Raw genomic sequence first — 23,112 nt, forward strand, 5'->3', positions numbered from 1 at the left:
TGGCAATCTGGCCCTGGCGGTAGATTTTTGTAACTTTATCAGATCATCTAAAAACAGTTCAATGGACCCAGGCAAATCATTCAAGGACAATTTCTCAAAACAGGCAGCGGTATACTCAAAATTCAGGCCCATGTATCCTAGGGAGCTGTTTGAGTTTCTGGGCAGCTTGACCACTGAGCACCGGCTTGCCTGGGATTGCGGCACGGGAAATGGGCAGTCAGCAGTACAGCTGGCTGGTTTCTTTGAAAGGGTCTACGCCACCGACCCGAGTGCCGAGCAGATCAGCAATGCCTTTGCGCACGAGAAGATAACCTACAGGGTAGAGAATGCGGAAGCCCCTTCCGGGCTGGATGATAATTCAGTTGATCTGATAACGGTCGCACAGGCCGTGCATTGGTTTGACTTTGATCTATTTTATGCCCAAGTCAGAAGGGTTTTGAAACCGGAGGGCATACTTGCTGTCTGGGCTTATGGCATCCCTGCTGTTAACAGTGAGCTGGATGCTATCATCAGGGACTTTCACGACAATATAGTCGGCGAATTCTGGCTTGCGGAAAACAGACTGATCGACAAGGAATACGCCACGATACCTTTTCCCTTTGAGGAAATCAAGGTTCCGGAATTTTTTATCCGGAAGCAGGCAACACTTGAAGAAGCCCTTGGCCATTTCAGGAGCTGGTCGGCAACCCAGAAATACATTGACAGGTATGCCCGGGACCCTATCAGTTCGCTAAGAGAAAGATTGCAGGAATACTGGGGCGATACTGCAACTGAAAAAGAAATCACCTGGAAGCTTATAGTAAGGGTTGGAAAAGCAGGGAGCTGAGCACCTTGGCTTTGACGTGACTTCCCATTGCCATAATTCCTCCCGGCCAGAAGCACCCTCCCTATTCCAATACCTGCCAGCAGGCCCAGTCCGATTTTTTTTGGCTTGGGAGGCCGGAGGCTTATTATCCGCGCCTTCTCTCCATCACCAGGAATTAGTACGCTGGTTCATAAATGAGCTGCACCACGCCCGACCTGTAGCTGTTCATTTTGGCCAGCTGCAGATTGAGGCGCTGCTTGAGGTCTTCAAATAATGGCTTGCCACTGCCCAGCGCCACCGGATGCACCGATATCATGTAGGTATCCACCAGGTTATTCTCTATGAATGTCCTGATAAGGCCCGCCCCGCCGTACAGCCAGATATCCTTTCCCTGCTGCTGCTTGATCTCATTGACTTTGGAAACGATATCGCTGCTGATGAAAGTGGCCTTGTCATCCGTTCTTTGCTTGCTCGAGAAAACGTATTTCTTTTTGGCATGCACCTGCTGCCATAACTGCCTGTCTGCCTCGCCGGCATAATCATCAGGATTGTATCTCCCCCATGCATCATAGCTTACCCTGCCGTAAAAAATAGTGTCGACCGTTGCCACAAAGCCTTCAAAGTCCATATCATCCTCGAGTATGCACCAGTCCACTTCCCCATTTGGGCCTTCAATGAAACCGTCCAAGGTTACTGCTAAATTCAAGATTACTTTTCTCATAACATGTTTTGCTTTTATATTATTATAAGGCAAAAATAAGGGGCGCCAGCCTGGAATGTTTTTGGAAAAAAACGACAAAATTATAATTGTGTCGGGGTGAGGCCCGTAAATTTCTTTATCTCGTTAGCGAGATGCGCATGGTCGTAGTAACCGCAGTCAAAGGCGATTTCAGAAAGGCTTGCGGCTTTTGATTTTTCCAGTTGGGCCATGGTATTCTGCAGGCGTATGATGCTGCTGTACTCCTTGGGCGTAAGGCCGATATGGGTTGCAAAATTGCGCTCCAGCTGGCGGACTGTTGTGCAGTTGCGGCTGGCCAGTTCGCGAATGTTGAGGTTTCCCCTGCAAGCTGATATATCGTCCAGTATATGCTGGAGGTTCAAATCCCTATCCCCCATCCTGCCGGTAAAGAACCTGTTGAGATACCCTTCTCCTTCTTTCATGATCCGTGATGTATCAAAGGAAAGCCGGCGGTCAAATTCCACCGTGGCGTTGGTCAGTTCCTTCTGCGGGGCAAAAGTGTACAGTGAGGAAAAAGTTCCGGGCTTTAGGCATACACCAAGCAGGTTCGTATCAGATCCTATAAAACTCTCCTTGAAGCTAGTCATCGCCCCTACGGCATACGTCTTGCCATGCTCCATTACGGTCTGCCCATTATCAGTAATGCAATCATCACCAAGATTGATTACGATACCCGGCCGGCCATCTGGAAATATACGCTCCCATTGGCTGTCTTGCATATCTCCTTTGAGCTTCCAGTATGAATGTATGTAGGGCTGCAATGCTGCACAGGGATCTGCCTCGCTGTATATCATGGCTATAATGTTTTATGTGGGCAAATTTATCCCAATTAATTGTCCTTTGCAATGACGAAGGCCCTCAATGCTGCCATCTTCCCATCATGGAACCGCCAGACATCGCAATAAGAATAATCCGACATCTTACCGTCTTCCGCCCTCAGTCTGATCGTTCCGATTGCGGCAACAGAGTCATCTTCTGCAATCAGGTCCTCCACCATGAATTTTGGAGGCTCAAGGTAGGTTACTGCCATGTACTCACGAACCGCCAGCTTGCCCTGCAGTGTCCTGTCACCGACAAATTCCCATACTACATCGTCCGTGCAGTAGGAAAGAAATCTTTCATGGTCGCCTTCGGTTACGGCCGCATTTGCAATAATCAGTATTTCCTTGTTAGATAAGCCCATAATTTGTCATTTTAAGTATTCTATTCCCAATTTAAGCAAATAATACCATGATGCCATGACTATTTATGATTTTGTAAGTTCATTTGATTCCCCGGTACCTTTGACAATTCCTGCATGGGTTCGGCCTGTCTTCATGGACATGAAAATCTGGCACAACTTGGTTAAATATTGTTGACCGTAATGGATATAAGCCGTCCCAAAAGGGACGGCTTATTGTCTTAAGTAAACAAAGGAAGCTTGGTATAATTTAAGCTTATTTATTATCAATACGTCCTTTTGAACCCGGGACATCATTGAGCGCCTTTTGGGCATCAGCCCAGCTGGTATCTTCCGGGCGCAAGGCACTGCGCAGGTAGGCGAGGATGCATTGGTTCACGAATTCCACCCTTTCAGGGCTTTCATCAGTGGTTTCATTGGAATCGTATCCCGATATTCCGCCAAAGATGTGTTCAGCGCCGTATACTGTAAGCAGGCTTTTGTGGCCCGGACTTGAATAGTACCCGTCAGCGCGCCAGTTGTCTATGATCGAGAAGTTTGGATTTATGTCCTTGTCGCCATTTACTATCAGCACTGGCTGGACCATGGTCGAAAAATCGCCATTATTCAGCACGGGGTAATGTTCTTTTGCAGACTGGACAAGTCCCTCAGGGGCACCGGGAGCGCCAATCATCACATAAGCCTTCAGGCGTTTTTCAATGGCATCTACCCTTTTAGAGGTAGCCGGATCTTGGACCTGCATTCCGGCAAGCATTCCGACAGTATGCCCTCCCATGGAATGACCGACCACGCTTACCTCGTCTTTGCTGACACGGGTGCTCAAGCCTGGAACCTGCGAGAGGATCTGCTCGAGATTATCAATAATAAATGTGATGTCCCTTGGACGTGAGCTCCAAAATAGCGGAGCTTCCGGAAGGTCTGCGTCAAGTGCCAGTGTCTTTGAATTCTGGTGGGTAGGCTGGATAACCACAAATCCATTTTTTGAAAAGAAGTCGGCCATTGGTCCGTATCCGTACAGCGAGGAAAGGAAGTTCGAGCGTCCATGGCCATGGGAAATGATAAGGACAGGAAGGTCAGCCCCTGTTGCAGGAGCAGTCACTTTCAACTGAAGCTCGGCGTGACGGCCAGCCACGGGCATTACGATTGGGCCGTAAGACATTACGGCAGTTTCTGAATTTTTCATGTTATTAAAATTTTTGATTTGATTTTTGGATTCGGATAAAGCCTCTTCTTGGGCAGATAACCCAAAAATGGTCAGGCACGAAGCAGCGATCCAGTTGACTGCTTTTGATTTTAGTTTTGAAGCCGCCGCGGAGATGCCGGACTGGCTTAGTATTATATTATTAGGTGTAGATGCCATGATATGCTGATCTTTAATTACATGACAAAGTTCCGCAAGTAATCCTGCTGAAGCCTAACCGAACTGAGGGAATGCCTAACCGAAATGGAGCGCTTTTAAAAAAGCCGCATCGGAATAAATGCAAACCCTTACTGGCGCCATGCATTGCCCGGTATTGGTCAGGGACAGGCAAAAAAAAATACGGCGTAGCCGTATTTGGTGAAATATTATAATTCAGTGTGTACTGCCGTCAATTAAAGGTTTGCCGAAATTCACCCGGTGAAACTTTAGCTTTCATTTTGAAAAAGCGGCTGAAAGACTGCGGATGCTCAAATCCAAGGTCGAAGGCGATCTCTGCAATGGTCAGCGAGGTCAGCGATAGTTTTTCCTTGGCTTTTTCGATGAGCTTGTTATGGATGTGCTGCTGGGCATTCATGCCTGTCAGCGCACGCAGCATGTCGCTGAGATAGCTCGATGAGACGTTGAGCTGTTCCGACAGGAACTGCACTGTCGGAATACCCTGGCTGGCTGTCTTTTCATTCTGGAAATAATCCTCCAGCAAAGCTTCAAGGCGCTCCAGCAGGTCATTGCTGGCAGTTTTCCGGGTAATGAACTGGCGCTTGTAGAACCTGTTGGCATAGTTCAGCAGCAATTCGATCTGTGATAGGACCACTTCCTGGCTGAACTCATCAACCCTGCTGTTGAGCTCCTGCTCGATGATGTGAAAGACCGACAGGATGATCTCTTTTTCACTTTCAGAGAGATGCAGCGCTTCATTGGTGGCGTAGCTGAAATAGCCATACTGCCTGACTTTACGGGAAAGTGGATAGCCCTGCAGAAAATCAGGGTGGATCAGCATCGTATAAAAGGAAAGATCTTCCGTATCATCTTCACCGTCACTTCCGATGACCTGGTTGGGCGAAGCGAACAGCAAGCCTCCCTCGTCGAAATCGTAATAGCCCTGTCCGTAGCGCACCTTTCCGCTCAGAGCTGTCTTGAATGAAATTTTATAAAAATGCAACACGTGGGCACCGGATGGCCGGCGGGAGCCTCTTAAGTCCTGAGCATTCAAAAGACTGATAAGCGGATGCTGGGGCGCCGGCAGCCCAAATGCCCTGTGTACAGCGCTAATCGATTCAAAATCTTCGGTATTGCGGTCTTCTCTTTTCATAAAAGTAAATTTAATAATGTTGCCCCGTCGGCATTTTGTACAAAGGTAAATACTTATCCATCGCAGTCCCTAACCTAAATGAGCGATATCGTAACCAAAATGGGGAATATTGTTTTTCCTCATTCAGGGATTGAAATTTTAAAAAACCGGCACAGCAGACAAATTTCAACTAATCCGTATATTTGATTAAAATTAACACAGATGCAAAAAGCCATGATTAGGCATGGCTTTCAGGGCTGTATTGTCCCCGATAGTTACTTCACTACGGTAGCTTCCAACTCCACGTTCAATGTTTCATACAAAGCAACCACCTGCATAAGGGTGACGGTCTGCTTCATGCCATGCTTTGCCACGAAAGCCTGGAATACGTCAAAGCATTCCTTAATAAATTCATCTGACGAAGTCGAATAAACCGTAAGCCTCACGATATCCTTAGGGTCGTAGCCGGCCTGGCGGATTACTTCTTCAAGATTCCCTATCGCCAATCCCAGCTGGGTTCGCATGTCTGCAGTACTTGAGGTACCGTCGGCATGCACTGCAGCCTGCCCTGAAACATAAAGCGTGCCTTCTGCGTTTTTTACTTCAACGGCCTGTACATAACTGAGGCGGTCCTGCCATGCCCATGGGCTGAATTCTTTTTTTTCCATCTGTCTTTCCTTTTTTGTTCTGCCCCGCAAGCGGTGCAGCGGTTACTACTATAAGTGCAAAAATCTTAACCGATCTTCTAATGATCTGGTGTTTAAAATTCATGCACCAAAGTTCGCAAGATAGCGTGCCAGATTTTCGTGACAAATCTCACAATTGCATTTAACCGCCCTGTTGCGTGGTAAGCCTGCTCAAAGTTTCCCTGGTCACGCCAAGGTAGGAGGCTATAAGGGTATGGGGAACGCGCTGGAAAAGCGCCGGGTAACGGTCAAGGAGCTTGTCGTACCTTTCCCTGGCATTGCTGCTGATAAGATCCAGGATACGCTGCTGTGCGCTGATATGCCCCCTGTTGGTTTTTTGCAGGAAAAAGTAGGTCATCTTTGGAAAGTTGTCGCACAAGGAATTATAATCCTTTAGGGTCATGCAAAGCACCTGGGTATCTTCAAGTGCCTGAAGCGACATCGTGGCAAGGCCCCGGTTAAAGAACGCGTAATAATCGCCTTCCCACCAGTCCTCCATGGCAAATGCCACCACGTGCTGCTTTCCGGCGGCATCCTCGTGCTCAAGCTTCAGAAGTCCTGAGACTACCCAATACACATATCTGACCCCTTCACCTTTCCTGGTCAGGAATTCGCGTCTTTTAAAGCTCATAAACGAAAAATGCGTCATAATATCATCGAACTCCTCATCGGTGAGTGCTACGACTTTTTGGATATGGGCCCTGAATAATTCCTCCATGTTACACTTTACTGCAACACCAAATATATAAAAAGATAATTGCAGGAAAGGCACATATCCGGTCATAACTGTAAAACTTGCATTTCAAAAAGGCATTGCCAATACTATTGTCTTTTACGCTGGCCCGGAGCATAGGCCTTCGCGCTTTTACTCCCGGACATTTTCTTTGCCTGTCCCGGGGGAACCTTTCCCGATCCCGAAGAGGTGCTGACCCTGCAGCTTGTTGCCAGGAATACCATTAAAACCGCAGCACAAAGGTATTTAAGAGATTTAATCGTATTCATAAGTTCATTTTTTCAAAATTACGCATTTTAATGGATTCCTGAACAGAAATCCTGCCGGGGAAGCCATGGAGCTAAATCAGATATTTGGCCTGCCTATAATTCCGATATGTGATCGGTAAACGTGTAACAAATAAATCAATGAAAAATTGTTGGCGGCACTAGTGATTTGAAGGAAACCGATATGTGCCACTCAAAATAGCTGCCAATCGGAAATATTTACAGGGATTTCGTCTTAATGAATTTGTGACAAAAAACCTTCTGAATAAGTGATAAATGATCAGGAGTCAGTTGTTATATGACTTTGCTGATCCTCTGACTATAAATAGGGCTCAATCTTTGACAAAGGATCATATTTGAATATCTTGAAGGCAATGACCACTACCACGGCAAAGAGTATATGCCCGAAGAACAATTGGATGTAATAGGCCCTGCGCGAGACATTATCGTGTATCGATGAGGAATAGATCCCATACCAGCAGGCTATGCCGATAATACCGCTGGCGATCCCGAAGAGTATCCCTGAAACAAATCCGAATTTTATGATGGTGTACCTCCAGAGGGCTTCATAAATGAATACCATGAATAGCCCGATAACGTAATGTGCAATCCAGCCGCCCAGCTTGTGCCACCTGCCCTTGAGTTGGAGTCCAAATCCCTCTAATATAAAATTCATCATTACCGGCTCCTTGAAAAGCTTCTTGTATCTGGCGGACAAAAGGTAGCTGAAGGTAGTCATTACATTGGTTGCCGAAAATGCCGCTATGAATATCTTAAGTAGGTTCATATTTTACGATTGTTATATAAGAGCACTACGAACGACCTCATTTTTATAAATAGAGTAGCCTCATGCACTAAAATAAGGAATTAGGCTAAAAGCAGTCAACCACTTTAACTTTATTTTGTTACAAGATTGCATGCACGTTGTCAGCTTACGCTATGCGGGGAATTTACAATCGTCGCCCAGGTTGGGGCCAGCCAAGCCAATCCTGGGCCTTTCATGCCAAATAGTTGTTTTCCAGTGATGTTTCCGGCAACCCCAGCAGATTATAACGTTGCCGGTCGGGAATAATTTCGTACTTTTGGGGATAATTCCCGCAGCCTTGCCTGTGTTACCCGGCTTCAAGCACCACCAATTTTCCATACAGTCCCTCACAGCTAAGCTTTACACTGTCAATACTTCTTCATATTGACCCACTATGGTGAATACCTTCTCGAGCAGGCGATCTGCCTGGCGTTGATGGATGCCGGACAGCAGCCCTGGAAAGTACCGCTTCCCGTAGGATCATAACCTAATCTGGAGCCATCGCATCTCTTGGATAAGGCAGTGCGGCGCATGGGGAACTACAACAATTAGTATAACTATAAATCAATAATATATGGCTGATTCTTTTCACAAAAAAGAAAGTATAAAAAAGAATGCCCTTAGAAAGAAGGTCAAGGACCAGAAAAAACAGGAGCGCAAGACAAACAATAATAAAGGAAAGGGACTCGACAGCATGATTGCCTACCTGGACGATTACGGGAATCTCTCATCAGCCCCACCCGAAAGGATCCTGATCCGGAAGGCTGCGGTAGAGGACCAGGCCCATTCATAGCCAAGCCCTGCTGGGATTGATTCAGCGTCAGTTGAAAATAAACCCTTATATTTCAAAAAGTTCCGTTTATAAAGATTATCTTTGCGTAAATCAATACATTTAAAATGCAAGAAGGTACAGTAAAATTCTTCAATGAAGAAAAAGGTTTCGGATTCATAACTCCAAACAACGGAGGACAAGAAATCTTTGTTCACGTTTCAGGTTTAACAGAAAATATCCGTGAGAACGATGAAGTACGTTACAATGTGGAAGAAGGCCGCAGAGGTCCAAACGCGACAAACGTAGTCATAGCTTAATACTATATACAGTTAGTTTATAAAACACCTGCCAATGGCAGGTGTTTTTTATTTATCCGGTAGCCATACTGGCGGTAACAGTGGTAAAGTTACAGCTGCTTTAAGTTCATATCCTCTACGCCTGTCAGATCTCTTGACAGGCACAGTAACGCTAAGTTAGTGAATTTCCTGCGCGCAGGGACAATGTAAGCCAACATAAAGTTAAGGTTCAAAGAGCCCTCCATAACCTTTATAGCACAGGAATCCCTTACAGATGCTTCCGCTAACTCCGTAGGGAGTGTTAGCTCAGGGTTTATGTACTTTATAAATGAATTTCTGGATGGCTTCAATCCATATATTTGTCGCCAGCATTGTCAGGGCTATCGCAGCCAGGGTGATCTGGTGCGTATAGCTTCCGACCAGCCTCAGGTCAAAAGCAAGTGTCATCAGGACAAAACTGAACTCCCCTATCTGGGAAAGCAGTGCCCCCGCATAGACGCTGTCGCGCCAGCTGTGTCCCGTAGCCCTGAAGACAACGGTATTGACTAGGCTATTGATTACAAGCACCGACAAGGCCACGAAAAGTATTGTACCACTATTTTCCCTTATAAATTCCAACCGTATCTGCAGCCCGATGGATATGAAGAAGAAAGCCAGAAAAAACACCCGGAAAGGCTCCAGCGACCTGCCGAGCCAGCGGGTAGCCTTGTCCTGCCCTACCACGATGCCGGCGGTGAAGGCGCCCAGTGCAGCCGACAGCCCGAACCAGTGGGTTACCCAGGCCATTCCGAAACATAACGCGAAGCCGATGAACAGCTGCAGGTCATGGTCGGCGAGAAGGTCCTTTTTGAACGGGATCCTAAAGAGCCTTTTCATAAAGGCGGCCCTGAGGAAGGCGACTATAAGCGCGGCACCGATGGTTGCCTTTACCAGTTCGGCGGGCGCTACGGCGCCACGCGCCAGAAAATTCAGCGTGAGCATCATGGGCACGATCAGGATATCCTGTACCAGAAGCACCCCGCAGGTAATAAGCCCCAGTGGGGAATTGATCTCCCCGCTGCGCGAGAGGTACTGGAATATGATGGCCGAACTGCTCAGGCTGATGATGAACCCCGTAAGCAAGATGGTGGTAGGCGACCAGTCCAGGTAATGCCCTATGCCCCACATCAGCCCGACACTCAGCAGCAGCTGGACAAGGGCTGCCAGCAGGGGCTTCTGGAAGTTGCTGGCAAGGCTGGGGAGGTTGATCTCTGCCCCTATAAAGAACATCAGCAGGATGATGCCCAGCTCGCCCAGCTGACCGATCGATTCGCCCTTGCTGATGATTCCCAGCACTTCAGGACCCAGCAGGACGCCCGCCAGCATATAGGCAATAAAGTAAGGCTGCCTCAGGCTCCTGAGAAGCAGGATAAGCAGCAGTATTACAAAGGATAGCACGACAATGCCGCTGAATATTGTTGAAGTCATAAGCACAGGTTACAGTTTGTAAAAAAGGCTGCCCTGCATGGTGCGGGACAGCCTTCCGTTAATCAGAAAATTGAAAAGTGGATAAAAACAACCGGATCAGATCAAGCCTTAGGCGATCTCAATCATTCTCGGTGCCTTTCTTTTGGCCTCTTCCCTTTTTGGAATGGTGATCTGAAGCAGCCCGTTTTCATAATGGGCATTGATATTGTCCTCGTCCACTACCTGCTTAGGCAGCTCGAAGGTGCGCTGGAACGACTGGTAGCTGAATTCGCGGCGCGTATAGTTGTCGTGCTTGTCCTCGGTGCTGTTCTGCCTTGCCGAAGAGATGGTCAGCCGTGTGCCGTCAAGGGTAATGTTAAAATCTTTTTTTTCCATACCCGGAGCGGCTACCTCCACCTTAAAGGATTCATCGGTTTCCTTGATATTTACTGAGGGGATGGTGGTACTGGTTGATGAATAATTAGAGTTTCCCAAGTTAAAAAGCTCGCGGGTGAACAGATCATCAAATCCCGGAAACGCTGGGAGCATAGCTCCACTTCTTTTCATTAGTGACATAATACGTACTTTTTAAATAGTTATACAATAATTTTTAAGAACCGAGCGGCTTTTTTACCGCTGCAGTCACAACAGAACAAACAAAATGCCAAAGCATGAGAATGACATTTTTTCAGAATTAAAATGAAAAATTGGCATTTCTAAAAATGAATTTTTGACAGTCGGCCCCTATCAAGGTTAAATAATTCTGGCGGTCCGGCACGGGAACGAGCGAAAGATTTTCTATCGTTAGTACTTAAAACTTACAGCGATAGTAGTGGATCTTATAAAAAACCGGATTTCTGCATGCATAGTACTTCTTGGCATCTTCTCCCTATCGGCGATTGCCCAGCAAGTGCCGGAGGTCAAGAATGTAGTGCTCGTTCATGGAGCCTTTGTCGATGGCTCGGGTTGGGAAATGCTTATCGCGAATTGACGCAGAAAGGCTACAAGGACCCGTGGGAGATTCTCGAAAGAACATGCCGCTTCCAATAGGAAGAGAAAATCCAAGAACATCATTATAATCCTGTGTGTCTCCAGGAAAATACCGACCAATGCCCGATTGAAACAGATGAACTGAATAGTATCGTAGCAGTTAACCCTTCAAGGAAATGACTTGGGGGTTAAGCGGCGTATTGAAGTTTTTATCCTGATCCGGTTTAATACTTGTTTTCTGCGGACGGATAAGTGTTTGGTGTCGTGATGGTGTTCCATGCTTTGTCTGGCCGCAACTGAAGACGAAGACAATCTAAGGTAAAGGTTTTATTCTACCGCTGGGCTGCGCTAGGTCAGCCGCCGTAACGCCAGGGACAACTTATGCGCAGCTCCTGTAGTTATTTTGAAAAATCTTCTTCTGTCATTGCATTATTCAAGAATACCCCCGTATTATTCCCTGTGGATACAGCATATGATACGGCACGCAAAGGATTGGTACTGTCTCCGCAGGCGAATATATCATCCACGGTTGTTTTCTGAAAAGCATCTACTTTGACAAGCCCCTGTTCTGTCAGTTCACAGCCTAGTAGTTCGGGGATTTTGCAGTGCTGTTCAAAAGGAGGTCTTGAGTAAATGGCTTTCAATTCAAAACTGGAACTGTCTGAAAAAATTATTTCTTCAACAACGCCGTTTTTGTGCTTCAATGAGGTGATTTCCTTTTCAACTATTGCAATATTGTGCCTTTTGATTTCATCAGCCTGCTCTTGTGTCAATTCTGATTTTCCATTGGTAAATAGGGTTAGGTCCTTTGTCCAGTTGCGAATGAGCCGGGCCAAATGAAATGCACCATGTCCATTTGCCAAAATCCCTGTTTTTTGATTCTTTGCTTCATAGCCGTGGCAATAGGGACAATGAAGTATGCTGATTCCCCAGCATTCGGAAAATCCCGCAATTTTTAGCATCCTGTCTTTTAAGCCTGTTGCAAAAACAAGCTTTCTAGCTGAAAATGTTTTCCCGGATTGCGTTGAGATCTCAAATCCTTTATCGGTTTTCGTTCCGCTAACGGCAAGGTCAGCTAAGAATTTTACTGTGTCATATTTCAACACTTGTTTTTTTGCCTTATCCGCGATAACGGCTGGTTCTATTCCATCTTGCGTCAAGAAGTTATGTGAATGTGGAGTCTGCCTGTTACAAGGCAGGCCGCTGTCGATGATCAGGACATTTCTTAATGCCCGTCCCAAGGACATTGCTGCCGAAAGCCCTGCGTAGCTTCCGCCAACTATGATTACGTCAAAATTTCTGCTGTCTGTCATTTCATTGAAATTTAAAAATGATGTTAATGGTAAAGGTAAAGCTAAAACTGACAGAGCCAGTCCGCCTTTTTTTACCAGTTCCCGTCTTGATATTTTTTTTGTTTCGGACATTTGTTTTTTAGATTGGTGCAATATCATTTGGCACTTGCCAGCTTCATCTTTACTTTCATCATCACTGAGTCTGGCAGTATTCCTGCTAAAATGGAATTGAACCGGTTTTGGAAGCCTATGATTTTTTTACCTTTTCCATGCAGCAACAGTTTCACTCCTTCAGCAGCCACCGTTTTTACGGGGGCGGGCTTGTTGGATTTTAGCAGATTGGTTTCCCGCATTTCCTGTGAAATAAATGCTGTTTCTGTAACCCCAGGGGCAAGCGTGGTGACCACTACGCCAGTTCCTTCCAGCTCTGCAGCGATGGTCTGGGAAAAGGCCAAGACAAAAGACTTGGTGGCAGAATACACCGACTGGTAAGGGAAAGGCAGATAGGCAATCACTGAAGACACGTTCATGATTCTGCCCGATTTTCTGCCCGCCATATCTTTTGCAAATAATTTGGTAAGGACAACCAGGCTGCTGACGTTGAGTTCAATCATATTCAACTCCTTTTCCAGCGAGGTTTCCAGAAAACTTCCATAGTCGCCAAATCCGGCATTGTTGACCAGATGCGATACCTCATAGCCGGCTCTCTTGATATCATCGAACAATTGAGCCGCCTGCCCTGTTTTAGTTAGGTCTTTGGCCATGTAGTGCACATCAATTCCGTATCTGGAAGCTAGTTCCTGCTGCATGGCTGCCAATTTATCCCCGCTGCGGGCAGTGAGGATAAGATCGTATTTTAAAGCGGCAAGCTGTTGTGCCATTTCGTGACCGATTCCGGATGATGCTCCGGTTATCAATATGTATTGTTTCATTTTGTTTCTTTTTATCTGATGAATGATTAATTGCTTTCGATCCTTGGCGGAATCAGTTTGTACATTACCGGTGTTACAATCCTTGCAAGGATTGTCGAGCTTATAAGTCCTCCAATTAATACAATCGCCAAGGGAGATATCTGGGGATTGGGATTCACCGCCAGGGGAATCAGACCACAGATTGCGGTAACGGATGTCAAGACTACGGGAAGAAAACGGGTCTTACCAGCAATGGCAATCGCTTCGTCGATGGACTTTCCCTCCTGTCGCAATTGATTTGTAAAATCGACCAGAAGAAGGGAGTTTTTGACCTGAATTCCCGACAATCCAATGAAACCGATAATGGAAACCAATGACATTGGATTTCCTGATGCTATTAAAAACAACACGCCTCCTAAAATACCTAAGGGAATGATGGACATAACGATAATGATTCCTTTGAATGTTTTAAACTGAAGCAGTAAAACAGCAATAAATAAGAACGTACTGAGGATGATTACAGACAGGAAGTTGCCTCCCAGGGCATCGCCTTCTGATTCTTTTTCTCCGGATAGCTTGTAATAATAACCTTTTGGCATTTCAAGTTTGTCCAATTTCGGTGTGATATCTACCAGCAGGTCATTTGCCAGATAACCGTCTTTTGTCATCGCACTGACCTTTGAAAAGGGAGACTTGTTGAAGTGGTTTATGGCTGTTGGTGCTGTCTCAAAAGATACTGTTGCAATCTGGTTCAGTGCAATTGGCGCTCCCTGAACATTATTTACATATAAATTTTTCAATGCATTAAGATTAGAAAACTTATCCCTTGGCAAAGTAATGGTCACGTTTCTTGCATCTCCACGGTCGTCTATATAGTCTCCAACCGCTAAACCGGCAACAGCCATTCGAATTACCTTATCGGCCTCACTGGTCAGTACGCCCAATGTCCTTGCTTTTTCTTTATTAATCTTTACCTTGACATCGGTCTTATAGGTATTCAGCTCGTTATTGATATAAACTGTCCCTTCCTGGTTTCTCAAGATGGTTTCTACCTGAGAAGATAACTTGCGCAGGACCGCCTGGTCTTCGCCGAATAACCGCACTACGATATTGGCTTCCAACGGGGGGCCCTGTTCAAAATCTTTTACCTCCACTTTAGCATCAGGCATCGTTTTAAATTTTTCGCGCAATTCTTGTATGAGACTGGTTTTCTCCGAAGGTTTTGCTTCATCGTCCAATTGCACGAAAATCTGGGCAAAATCAGATTTTCTGTCCTGCGGATGCACGTTGTAGTAGATCTGAGGGTTTCCGTGTCCCACATTCGAAGTGAAATACACGATTTCCTTGTGGTTTTTCAATTCTTTTTCCACAAGTTTTGTTACCCTGTCACTTTCAGAAATATTGGCCTGAAGGGGCATTTTTATGTTGATTAAGAACATAGGTTTTTCCGAGGTTGGGAATAATTTAAATCCGGCTAACGAAAACAATCCAAACGCTATGACACTTAAAACCAGAGAGATGGCAATAGTCGTTTTTGGAAATTTTAATGCTTTTGGCATAATATCCCTGTACGCTCTGGTAAGAAACTTTTGCAAATATTGAAGAAAGATGTTTCCTTCAGCGTGGTCGTGCGTTTTTAAAAATCGGCTTCCCAAAAACGGAACCAATGTCAGGGCAACAACCATGGAAGCCAGTACGCTGGTGATAACCGCCATAGGCAGGCTTCGGAGAAACTCACCTGCCATATCCGGAAGAAAGGCCAGCGGTATAAAGGCTATAACCAAAGTAGCGGTAGTACCTACAACAGCAATGCCTATCTGTTTTGTTCCTTTCAAAACGGCATCCATTTTAGAATGTCCTTCGCGCAGCCAGCGCTCAATATTTTCTACCACCACAATGCTGTCGTCGACCAGCAGTCCCAAAGCGACTACCAGCCCCACAATGCTTAATTGGTTTAGGGAATATCCCAAAGCATTCAGTGCTATTAGCCCTAAAGCCAAAGATAAGGGGATGGATATCATTACGATCAGAGAGGCCCTCCCTCCCAGCGGCACCAAGGTAATAACAACCAGAAGTATGGCCAAGCCAAAATCAAAACCCAGATGCCCCAAACGTCTTGATACCATATCGGCCTGGTCAAAGTTTTTTATTAGTTTGATGTTGGCAGGCAGATCCTTAGAAAATGCCTCTATTAGCGGCAGATATTCTTTTTGGACATCGCTGATGTTTACATTGTCTTTCATTCCGGCAGTAACCAAAACGCATCGGTGCCCGTTGATTCTGGTGATATGGTTTACAGCTTCAGATTTATAGTTTACCTCGGCCACATCTTTCATATAGATGATTTTTCCGTTGGCATTGTAAACCACCGTATTGGCAACATCGTCCGCATTTTTGAATTTGCCGCTTGTCTTTACGTTGAATACTTTGGCACCCAGATCGATACTTCCGCCAGGAATATCGGCAGCTTCACTCTGCAGGCTTCCCATTACTGCATTTAATGGAATCTTTAATTGTGTCAGCTTTTCCAAATTCAGGTCCACCCGGATTTCCTGCTCTGGGATTCCCGAGTAATTCACTTCCTTGAGATCGGTTATTTTTTCAATTCTTGCCTTTAGCCTATCTGCCTCATCGCGCAATTTTTTGTCGGATGCATTTTCGGAAACCAAGGCTACCTGAAGAATTTTCACGTCCGAAGACGAATTTTTTTCAGTTTTTATCTGATAGATATCTTTCGGAAGTCCGCTGTTTTTAAGGGCATTCATTTCGGTGGATATTTCCTGATACTTATTGTCAATATCCACCCCGTATTTGAATTTTACCTGGAAAGCGGCGACACCATCTTCTACCGTTGTCAGTATTTTTTCAATATTTTCCAATCCGTAAATCTTATTTTCAATAGGCTTTACGACCTGTTCCTCCATATCCTTTGGACTCGTACCGGGATAGATAACGGTAATCAGATATTGCGGCGGATGTGTCGAAGGGTCTTCCGATCTTGGCATCGTGAATAAGGTAAGGACCCCTACCACGGCAACCAATAGGGCCAGGATCAGCGTGAACTGGTAATTCTTGACGGAAAAGTTTGTAATTCTCATACGGTTCTTTATTTAATGATTTTGATAGTCGATTGTTCGTTGAGATAAGCACTGTTGGAAATAACTATCCGGTCTGTTTTTTGAAGTCCGTCCTTTACTAATACCTTGTCATTGTCGAATTTATCAATCGTGATGGGCCGGCGTTTTACCTTGCTGTTTTCTATGACAAATACAAAGGCCTTGTTGCCGTCGGCTTCAATGAGTGAATTATAAGGAATTACGATAAAATCTTCAGCCCTATCTGCTTTGATTTCTGCCTTTCCAAACATTCCCACAGCCGGTCTGCTGTCCTTCATATTCAGTTTTAGTTCCACCTGGAATGAACCCAATGCAGCGTCTGCCGCCTGCGACTTTCTAAAAACAGAGGCATCAAAGCTCTCCTCGGGATAGCCGTCAAGGGTAACGGCTGCCTTCTGGCCTATTTTTACCGCCGCCCATTCTTGGTCTGTCAGGCCGACTTTTAGCAGGTAATTGCTGTTCTGGCGGGTTTCGTTTATTGCCAGGATTGGAGATCCTGCCCCCACAACTTCACCTTCGTTGGCAATTTTTGAAGTGACAAAGCCATCGGCCGCGGCATAAATTTTTGAATAACGGGCATTAAACGCAACAGCATCTTTCTGTTTTTTTGCAATGTCAAGGGCCGTTTTTGTGTTCTGAAGCTGCTCTAGAGTATATACGCTGTCCTTATAAAGGTTTAAGGCCCTGGTATAATCACGCTCGTATTTCTTGACATTCAGATCGGATTGATTCAGGCCCGAACCGATTTCGGTTGCGTCTAAAGCTGCAAGAAGCTGTCCTTTTTTGAAAAATTGTCCTTCCTCGACAAAAATATGGCTGACAACTCCGCCGATTTTGAACGAGTAATTGCCTTGGTTTTCTGTTGCTACCAATCCTGATGCGCTTATATTTTTAGTAAGCGCCAGGGATTCGGCCGCAGCAGTTCTAATGGAAATGACATCTGCGGTTTCGAAAGCGGCGTGTCCTTTCTTTTCTTCCTTGCAGGCTAAGAAGAGAGGTACTGCGAATAGGGAAATAATTATTGATTTGTTCATGATCTTAATTTTTTATTGGTTTAAGGTAAAAGTTGCATTGGCCCTTTCTAATTCTGCATAGGCAATCCACGAATTATAAAGTGCTATGTTGGTATTGAGCTGTGCATTTACCCATTGGTTCTGGGCATCCAGGAGTTCAATATAGATGGCCTGGCCTTCCTTGTATAATTTGGTTATATCCTCATTATATTTCCTGGCTGAGTCTTTTTGGCTTTTATCGGCATTGAATTGTTCCAGGGCTGACTTCAGATTGTTTTGCGCAACTTGAAACTGAAGCAGCAGCTGCTGCTTTACATTGTCAATCTGGGAATTTATTTTTTGGGTCTCTTCTTCTACCTGTTTGAGCTTGAATTTGTTTTTGTTCCCCGAAAAAATATTCCATTCCAAAGCAACACCTGCGAAATAATAGCGGGAGTCCTTGTTTACCTCAAAATCAAAATCCTGAAAACCAAAGTCAGCAAAAGCGCTTAATCTTGGAAACCAATACGATTCTGTCAGCTTGCTTACATTGCCGTTAAGCTCCTTGACCAGGCCGAGTTTTGAAAGTTCTTCCCTGTTCTGCGTATTCTCACTGGCCATTGTATTAGGCAGCAGCTCGTTTTCATAACCAGCTTCTATTTCGGTATCCAGCTTCTGATTGATCAGGAAATTGAAATACGACTTTGCATTACTGCTTGCCTGCTTTGCAGTTTCAAGATTTGCTTCTATGCGGATTACCTCATTATCACTGCGCAGGACCGCCGTGCGGTTTATTTTTTCATTTTTAAACAGGGAATGGTTCACTCTCTGATTTTCCTTGACCAGTTTTAAAGCCTCCTGGTAAATTTTAATTCCCTCCATTGACTGGAGGTACCTGTAATAGGCAATTTTTATTTCCTTGACCAGCTCTCTTCTGTAAATTTCCAGTTCTATTTTTTGAAGGGAACTTTGCTGCTTTTTGATTCTCTTGTTGTAGATGATCTCAAAATTCAGCAATGGCATCGTAGTGTGAATTCTGGCATCATAAAAGTTATCAGGATTTATGAGAACTGACTGATTCTGCAAAGCCGGAAAAGCATTAGAATTAGTCAGCTGGTTCAATGTGCCGTATACCGGATTCAGCATATCGCCGATAGGAATGTCTATTGTCCTGCCGCCCTCAGCCTTCGTGTAGTTGGCATTTAGGGAAAGGCTGGGGTAGAAAAGTGAATGTGCTTCCTTTAAGGCATACATGCTTTTGTTAATGTCAAAGTTATGCTGCCTGATGACCTCATTGTTTTTTAATCCGGTTTCGATGTAGCCGTCCAATTTACTTTGGGAATACCCCTGATATCCGAGTAAGATTGCAATTAGGATTAGTGTTTTTTTCATTTTAATCATTGTTTGTTATTTGAACGTTGTTCAATTTTTTGGGCTAAAAAAAAATTATAACTTATCTATTATTTTCAAGTAGGCATTGTATCCGTCAAAAAGGATAGTATCAGGGCTGGCAAATTTGACACCTTTTGTCCGCTGCCTGATTTCAAGGCAGCACATGCCGTGTACGAGGCTCCAAATCATAAACGACAGCGATTCTACATCATGCCCCTCAAAATGTCCCATATTGATGCATTCTTCAACTGTTTTTTTAACAAGGCCAAAAGTTTCGATGCCTTCATCCCAAAAATCGCTGTCGGATTTTTCAAGAAACTCCATGGGCGCTTTCAGATTAAACATCAGGTCGTACATTTCCTGGTTCTCGATTGCGAACTTGATATATACGATCCCCATCTTTCTTAATCTCTCCATTGGGTCGTCAATGGCGAATAGCTCTTGGAAACACTTTCCAAGCTCTTGAAATCCAATAGAGTGCAAATTGTGCAGGATATCATTCTTGTCCTTGAAATAAACATAAACCGTCCCAACGCTATAATCTATCTCGTCGGCGATATTCCTGATGGTAGTCTGTTCGATTCCTTTCTCTATAAAAAGCTTTTTTGCTCCTTTTAAAATCAAGGCTTTCAAGGCTTCTTTCTCTCGCGCTTTTCTGTCTGCTACACTCATAAGTATTATTAACTTTGCAAATGTATATATTTTTTTTGAACGTTGTTCATTTTTGTGAAAGTTTTTTCAAACTTGTCCTTTGAAGACCTGATGAATGTAATCCATCAATATGCCCCGCATTCTGAAATTGGGTTCAATACGAATCAGAACGACACCGAAGTTTCTGTAAAAAGGCGCCTGAAAAAAACCTGAAAGGAAAAAAACTCTTATAAAACAGACAGCAGTCCATACTCATTTGCGTTGACCTTTCAAAGTTGAAATTCTTACTGAGCTAAAAAAATCGCATATTCTTTCTAAAAAAAATCGCAGGCTTGATTGCCTGCGATTTTTTTTTCAGTATTCTTATGCCAGGCTTTGTCCAATCGGCAAGTGGGTGCTTAACACGACCCTGTTCCAAAGATTGATGGTGATTACCGCCGTTATGATATCCGCAATCTGGGTTTCGTTAAAAAGTTGCAGGGCGCCTGAATAGGTTTCATCCGATAATCCATTTTGATGGATCAATGTGACCTCTTCTGTTATTGCCAGCACTGTTTTTTCTTCTTCCGTAAAGATATCCTCGGCTTCCCTCCAGGCACTCAATAGAAAAATGCGCTGGTTTGTCTCGCCGTTTTTAATTGCGTCTTGGGTGTGGGTGTTGATACAATACGCACAGCCGTTGATCTGTGATGCACGGATTTTTATAAGCTCCTTGGTAGTCCTGGATAGGGATGACTGTGAAAGATACATTTCCAAACCAACCATCGCTTTTAGCGCATTTGGAGCAGCTTCCTTGATATTTAATCGTTTTTGCATGGTACTATTCTTTTAAAATTGTTCAATGCAAAGTTGGAGAATACCGAAAATAAAAAACTTAAACTGGTTTAAGAAAGAAGCCTCTTGCGGATTTCGCTCAAATATTCGGGAGTGAATCCCAGATAGGAAGCAATCAGGTATTGCGGAACACGTTGCACAAATTCGGGATGATTCCTGACAGCCTGGAAATAAAATTCTTCCTTCGAAAACGAAAAAAGAAATTGGATGCGTTTCTGGGCCGCCGCATAGGCCCGCTGGTAGACGTAGCGGAAATATCGTTCCATTATCGGAAATTCCTCCAATAGCTTTTCCTGTTTCTCTTGACTGATATAAAGAATCATTGATTTTTCTACGGCCTGGATATAGAACTCCGTAGGGACTTGGTATTCGTAGGCAAAGTTATCGGTAATCCACCAGGTTTCTATGGCAAACTCGGTTGTCTGCTCGCCGCCCTTCTCGTTGATATAGAACTTTCGCAGCAGGCCGTTCAAAACAAAATAATGATGCCTGCAGATCTGTCCCTCCGCGACCAGGTTTTCCTTTTTGGCCACCTCTTTCGTTTCAAAGTATTTTCTGATTCCTTCAAATTCATCGTCAGAGACCTGCGCGAATTTGGCGATATGTCTTTTGAATATATCCAGCATTTGGGTTAAATTTTGTTTTTAGACCGCACATAAATCCAAATACCCTATGAGTATTTTTTTTCTATTGACAATCTGCTATAAAACAAATTTACTAAAATAAAATTTCCTAATTACGTGCTTGCCCTTCCCCTACCAGGGAGTTTGCAACTCAAGGCCATGTTGAGAGGAAAGTATTTATCGGTGCCTTAAAAATTCCTAAATTTTTATCTAGCTTTACTGTATAAATCCAGTGGCGATGATATACAATAATTTTGAGGATGCCAACCTCCCGAAGGTAAATACCAACGAAAGCCTTGAAACGCTTTCCGAAAATCTCCTGAAATCATTATTCCCGGCCGAAAGATTTGAGATTCGGGCCGAAACGCAGAGGGACAAGGGAATTGATTTTCACATCGAGTTGAAAATGGCATTGTCTTCCGGCGGTTGGGGATACACCAATTACAGGTTTGCAGTGCAGCTGAAGGCAACCAATACAATCCAGAAGGCTGCTGACGGAAGCTACGGCATGCAGCTCTTCTCTTCAAACATCAACTACCTGCTTAACAATGGGATGCCAGCCTATTATATCTTCTATCATCATCCGACACAATCTTTCTACTATGAAAATGTCAGGAATTTCGTAAAGCAGTTGCAGGGTAAAAACCCAGATTGGCATAAAAAGGAAAAGCACAAGCTTTATTTTTCCAAAAAGCTTGACCAGCAGTCAATACTGGAAATCTATGAGGAAACCTATGCCAACGGCAATGTCTTCAAACACGTCAGTAATTACCTCAAATTCCCCGATGCCAGGGACAGTTCCAATGCGCTGGTCATTGATCCTGACAATAGGGTCCATAGTGTTGCAGAAAACATTGAGTTTATCGACCAGTTTGGTGCCGATCTAGTAAACAGGCATCACTTTAACACCATCATAGAATTAGAGAAGAGAAGCTGGCCGCGCAACGGTGCCACTCCCCGTTTTTATCTTTTCTGCGGAATTGCTTATTTCCAGCGGGGAAATCTTTACAAGGCACTGGAACTGCTCAATGATGCGAAGAAGCATTCAAATGAATTTGACAACCAGGGCCAGGCCATAATTGCACACACCATACTGAGCGCCAGATACCTTCTGGATATGATAACCAAGGAGCAGTACGACCTGGAAATGGCAAAAATAAATAGTATTGAGGAATCGGGATCCTTCTTCCAGATCGAAAGGGCCTTTGAAGAGCTCGCATCAAACAGGATGCATCCGGCCAAATCCATAGTGACGTTTTACGACTCCATGTCTGAAATTATCGAAAATGAAAAAAGTGCGGTTATACGGACGGTAGCCTATAATAAGATCATTGATGCCGAATCTACCGTTCTTTACCATGATCTGGTAACGAACTTTACCTATTTCGTCGGCCGTGTGGAAGACCCGTTCCAGAGCAGGGCCTACCGGGAATGGCTCGAACTTGAAAAGAAGTTCCTGGCACGCCTTGACGCCATTGCGGAATATGCGGATAAATGCGGCCACCATATAGGCGTAGGAAACCTGACGCTGACCTCCGTAAAATGGAATTACGAAAAGGCATTCCACATGCATTACCTGGCCTGCTGGAAGGGAAGAAATTTTGACATGCTCGTGCCCGTTGATGAAGAAATGGTCCGCATGCTGCAAAAGCAATGCGCCTCGCTTGACCGACTGGCAGAATTGTACGGGTCGATGGAGTATACGGAAAACATGATTTCCTGTATGGTCCTGAAATTCCAGATCCTGCATTTTTCAAGGCTTTACGAAGATGCACAACTGGTGAAAGATAGGATATTCGAAGTCTTGAATTCATTTGGCTTTGAAGGATTGAGAAAGCAGTATGATTCCCTGTTCCAAAACGGAACTGCACACGAGAGGTTCGTAGAAGGTTACACCCAGCATATGAACAGGATCCAGGATTTCGCAACAAAGAATGGAATTGACTGGTTTAGGATGCTCAGCGAAGAGGAAATGAATTCCAGAACGGCGTGGTCGATAAAAGAATTTCTTGAGCTTGACTTCACCGTACCATCTTATTCAAATATTGCTGAATAAAACTAAAGGTTGAATATCAAAATAATTTCATCGAACTA

General features: G+C 44.6%; 23 protein-coding genes. 4 read left to right on the top strand and 19 right to left on the bottom strand.

The annotated features are described in order from the left end of the window. Positions 1 to 61: 61 nt before the first annotated feature. Positions 62 to 826: a class I SAM-dependent methyltransferase gene (locus OLM56_RS13610; RefSeq protein WP_264527355.1), complete on the top strand. Its 765-nt coding sequence runs from the start codon at positions 62 to 64 to the stop codon at positions 824 to 826. A 154-nt stretch (positions 827 to 980) separates the two neighbouring features. Here the strand turns inward: OLM56_RS13610 and OLM56_RS13615 are convergent, their stop codons facing one another. The 9 genes from OLM56_RS13615 to OLM56_RS13655 all read right to left on the bottom strand — a co-directional run bounded on the left by OLM56_RS13615 (position 981) and on the right by OLM56_RS13655 (position 8,236). After that, positions 981 to 1,526: a dihydrofolate reductase family protein gene (locus OLM56_RS13615; protein WP_264527356.1), complete on the bottom strand. Its 546-nt coding sequence runs from the start codon at positions 1,524 to 1,526 to the stop codon at positions 981 to 983. A gap of 80 nt (positions 1,527 to 1,606) precedes the next feature. Next, entirely contained in the window at positions 1,607 to 2,338 is a 732-nt protein-coding gene (locus OLM56_RS13620) for a helix-turn-helix domain-containing protein (RefSeq protein WP_264527357.1), read from the bottom strand. 35 nt (positions 2,339 to 2,373) lie between these two features. Further along, complete coding sequence (locus OLM56_RS13625; RefSeq protein WP_264527358.1) at positions 2,374 to 2,727, bottom strand: nuclear transport factor 2 family protein; 354 nt, start codon at positions 2,725 to 2,727, stop codon at positions 2,374 to 2,376. Between the two features lie 253 nt (positions 2,728 to 2,980). Then, positions 2,981 to 4,084, bottom strand: a complete 1,104-nt coding sequence (locus OLM56_RS13630; RefSeq protein ID WP_264527359.1) for an alpha/beta hydrolase family protein — start codon at positions 4,082 to 4,084, stop codon at positions 2,981 to 2,983. Between the two features lie 229 nt (positions 4,085 to 4,313). Beyond that, positions 4,314 to 5,234: a helix-turn-helix domain-containing protein gene (locus OLM56_RS13635; RefSeq protein ID WP_264527360.1), complete on the bottom strand. Its 921-nt coding sequence runs from the start codon at positions 5,232 to 5,234 to the stop codon at positions 4,314 to 4,316. 254 nt (positions 5,235 to 5,488) lie between these two features. Further along, positions 5,489 to 5,911, bottom strand: a complete 423-nt coding sequence (locus OLM56_RS13640; RefSeq protein WP_319800566.1) for a RidA family protein — start codon at positions 5,909 to 5,911, stop codon at positions 5,489 to 5,491. Positions 5,912 to 6,041: 130 nt separating this feature from the next. Beyond that, a complete protein-coding gene (locus OLM56_RS13645; protein ID WP_319800567.1) occupies positions 6,042 to 6,683 on the bottom strand; it encodes a Crp/Fnr family transcriptional regulator in 642 nt (213 codons plus the stop codon). A 534-nt stretch (positions 6,684 to 7,217) separates the two neighbouring features. Then, positions 7,218 to 7,685, bottom strand: coding sequence for a hypothetical protein (locus tag OLM56_RS13650; protein WP_264527361.1), 468 nt, complete (start codon positions 7,683 to 7,685; stop codon positions 7,218 to 7,220). A 410-nt stretch (positions 7,686 to 8,095) separates the two neighbouring features. After that, complete coding sequence (locus OLM56_RS13655; RefSeq protein ID WP_264527362.1) at positions 8,096 to 8,236, bottom strand: hypothetical protein; 141 nt, start codon at positions 8,234 to 8,236, stop codon at positions 8,096 to 8,098. 41 nt (positions 8,237 to 8,277) lie between these two features. On the opposite strand from OLM56_RS13655, the gene OLM56_RS13660 reads away from it, so the two are divergent. After that, positions 8,278 to 8,496 (top strand): hypothetical protein, encoded by a 219-nt coding sequence (locus OLM56_RS13660; protein ID WP_264527363.1) that lies wholly within the window; start codon positions 8,278 to 8,280, stop codon positions 8,494 to 8,496. Positions 8,497 to 8,600: 104 nt separating this feature from the next. Beyond that, positions 8,601 to 8,792, top strand: a complete 192-nt coding sequence (locus OLM56_RS13665) for a cold-shock protein (RefSeq protein WP_264527364.1) — start codon at positions 8,601 to 8,603, stop codon at positions 8,790 to 8,792. A gap of 285 nt (positions 8,793 to 9,077) precedes the next feature. Here OLM56_RS13665 and OLM56_RS13670 read toward each other — a convergent pair whose 3' ends face one another. The 10 genes from OLM56_RS13670 to OLM56_RS13715 form a co-directional block, all read right to left on the bottom strand. Next, the gene (locus OLM56_RS13670) at positions 9,078 to 10,238 is read right to left on the bottom strand and encodes a cation:proton antiporter (protein WP_264527365.1); all 1,161 of its coding nucleotides are present in this window, start codon (positions 10,236 to 10,238) and stop codon (positions 9,078 to 9,080) included. Between the two features lie 108 nt (positions 10,239 to 10,346). Then, positions 10,347 to 10,793, bottom strand: coding sequence for an Hsp20/alpha crystallin family protein (locus OLM56_RS13675; RefSeq protein WP_264527366.1), 447 nt, complete (start codon positions 10,791 to 10,793; stop codon positions 10,347 to 10,349). An 812-nt stretch (positions 10,794 to 11,605) separates the two neighbouring features. Next, the gene (locus tag OLM56_RS13680) at positions 11,606 to 12,520 is read right to left on the bottom strand and encodes an NAD(P)/FAD-dependent oxidoreductase (protein WP_264527367.1); all 915 of its coding nucleotides are present in this window, start codon (positions 12,518 to 12,520) and stop codon (positions 11,606 to 11,608) included. A gap of 134 nt (positions 12,521 to 12,654) precedes the next feature. Further along, complete coding sequence (locus tag OLM56_RS13685) at positions 12,655 to 13,431, bottom strand: SDR family NAD(P)-dependent oxidoreductase (protein WP_264527368.1); 777 nt, start codon at positions 13,429 to 13,431, stop codon at positions 12,655 to 12,657. Positions 13,432 to 13,457: 26 nt separating this feature from the next. Beyond that, positions 13,458 to 16,508, bottom strand: coding sequence for an efflux RND transporter permease subunit (locus tag OLM56_RS13690; protein ID WP_264527369.1), 3,051 nt, complete (start codon positions 16,506 to 16,508; stop codon positions 13,458 to 13,460). 8 nt (positions 16,509 to 16,516) lie between these two features. Then, positions 16,517 to 17,560 carry an efflux RND transporter periplasmic adaptor subunit gene (locus OLM56_RS13695; RefSeq protein WP_264527370.1) on the bottom strand — a complete coding sequence of 348 codons (1,044 nt, stop codon included), beginning with the start codon at positions 17,558 to 17,560 and terminating at the stop codon, positions 16,517 to 16,519. A gap of 12 nt (positions 17,561 to 17,572) precedes the next feature. Beyond that, entirely contained in the window at positions 17,573 to 18,910 is a 1,338-nt protein-coding gene (locus tag OLM56_RS13700; protein WP_264527371.1) for a TolC family protein, read from the bottom strand. Between the two features lie 54 nt (positions 18,911 to 18,964). Further along, positions 18,965 to 19,582 carry a TetR/AcrR family transcriptional regulator gene (locus OLM56_RS13705; protein ID WP_264527372.1) on the bottom strand — a complete coding sequence of 206 codons (618 nt, stop codon included), beginning with the start codon at positions 19,580 to 19,582 and terminating at the stop codon, positions 18,965 to 18,967. A gap of 342 nt (positions 19,583 to 19,924) precedes the next feature. Beyond that, positions 19,925 to 20,377 (bottom strand): carboxymuconolactone decarboxylase family protein, encoded by a 453-nt coding sequence (locus tag OLM56_RS13710; protein ID WP_264527373.1) that lies wholly within the window; start codon positions 20,375 to 20,377, stop codon positions 19,925 to 19,927. 68 nt (positions 20,378 to 20,445) lie between these two features. Further along, positions 20,446 to 21,021, bottom strand: coding sequence for a Crp/Fnr family transcriptional regulator (locus OLM56_RS13715; RefSeq protein ID WP_264527374.1), 576 nt, complete (start codon positions 21,019 to 21,021; stop codon positions 20,446 to 20,448). 235 nt (positions 21,022 to 21,256) lie between these two features. On the opposite strand from OLM56_RS13715, the gene OLM56_RS13720 reads away from it, so the two are divergent. Then, a complete protein-coding gene (locus OLM56_RS13720; protein ID WP_264527375.1) occupies positions 21,257 to 23,074 on the top strand; it encodes a DUF4365 domain-containing protein in 1,818 nt (605 codons plus the stop codon). Positions 23,075 to 23,112: the final 38 nt, after the last annotated feature.

Origin of the sequence: Flavobacterium sp. N2550, assembly GCF_025947265.1 — a bacterium.
Lineage (GTDB): Bacteria > Bacteroidota > Bacteroidia > Flavobacteriales > Flavobacteriaceae > Flavobacterium > Flavobacterium endophyticum.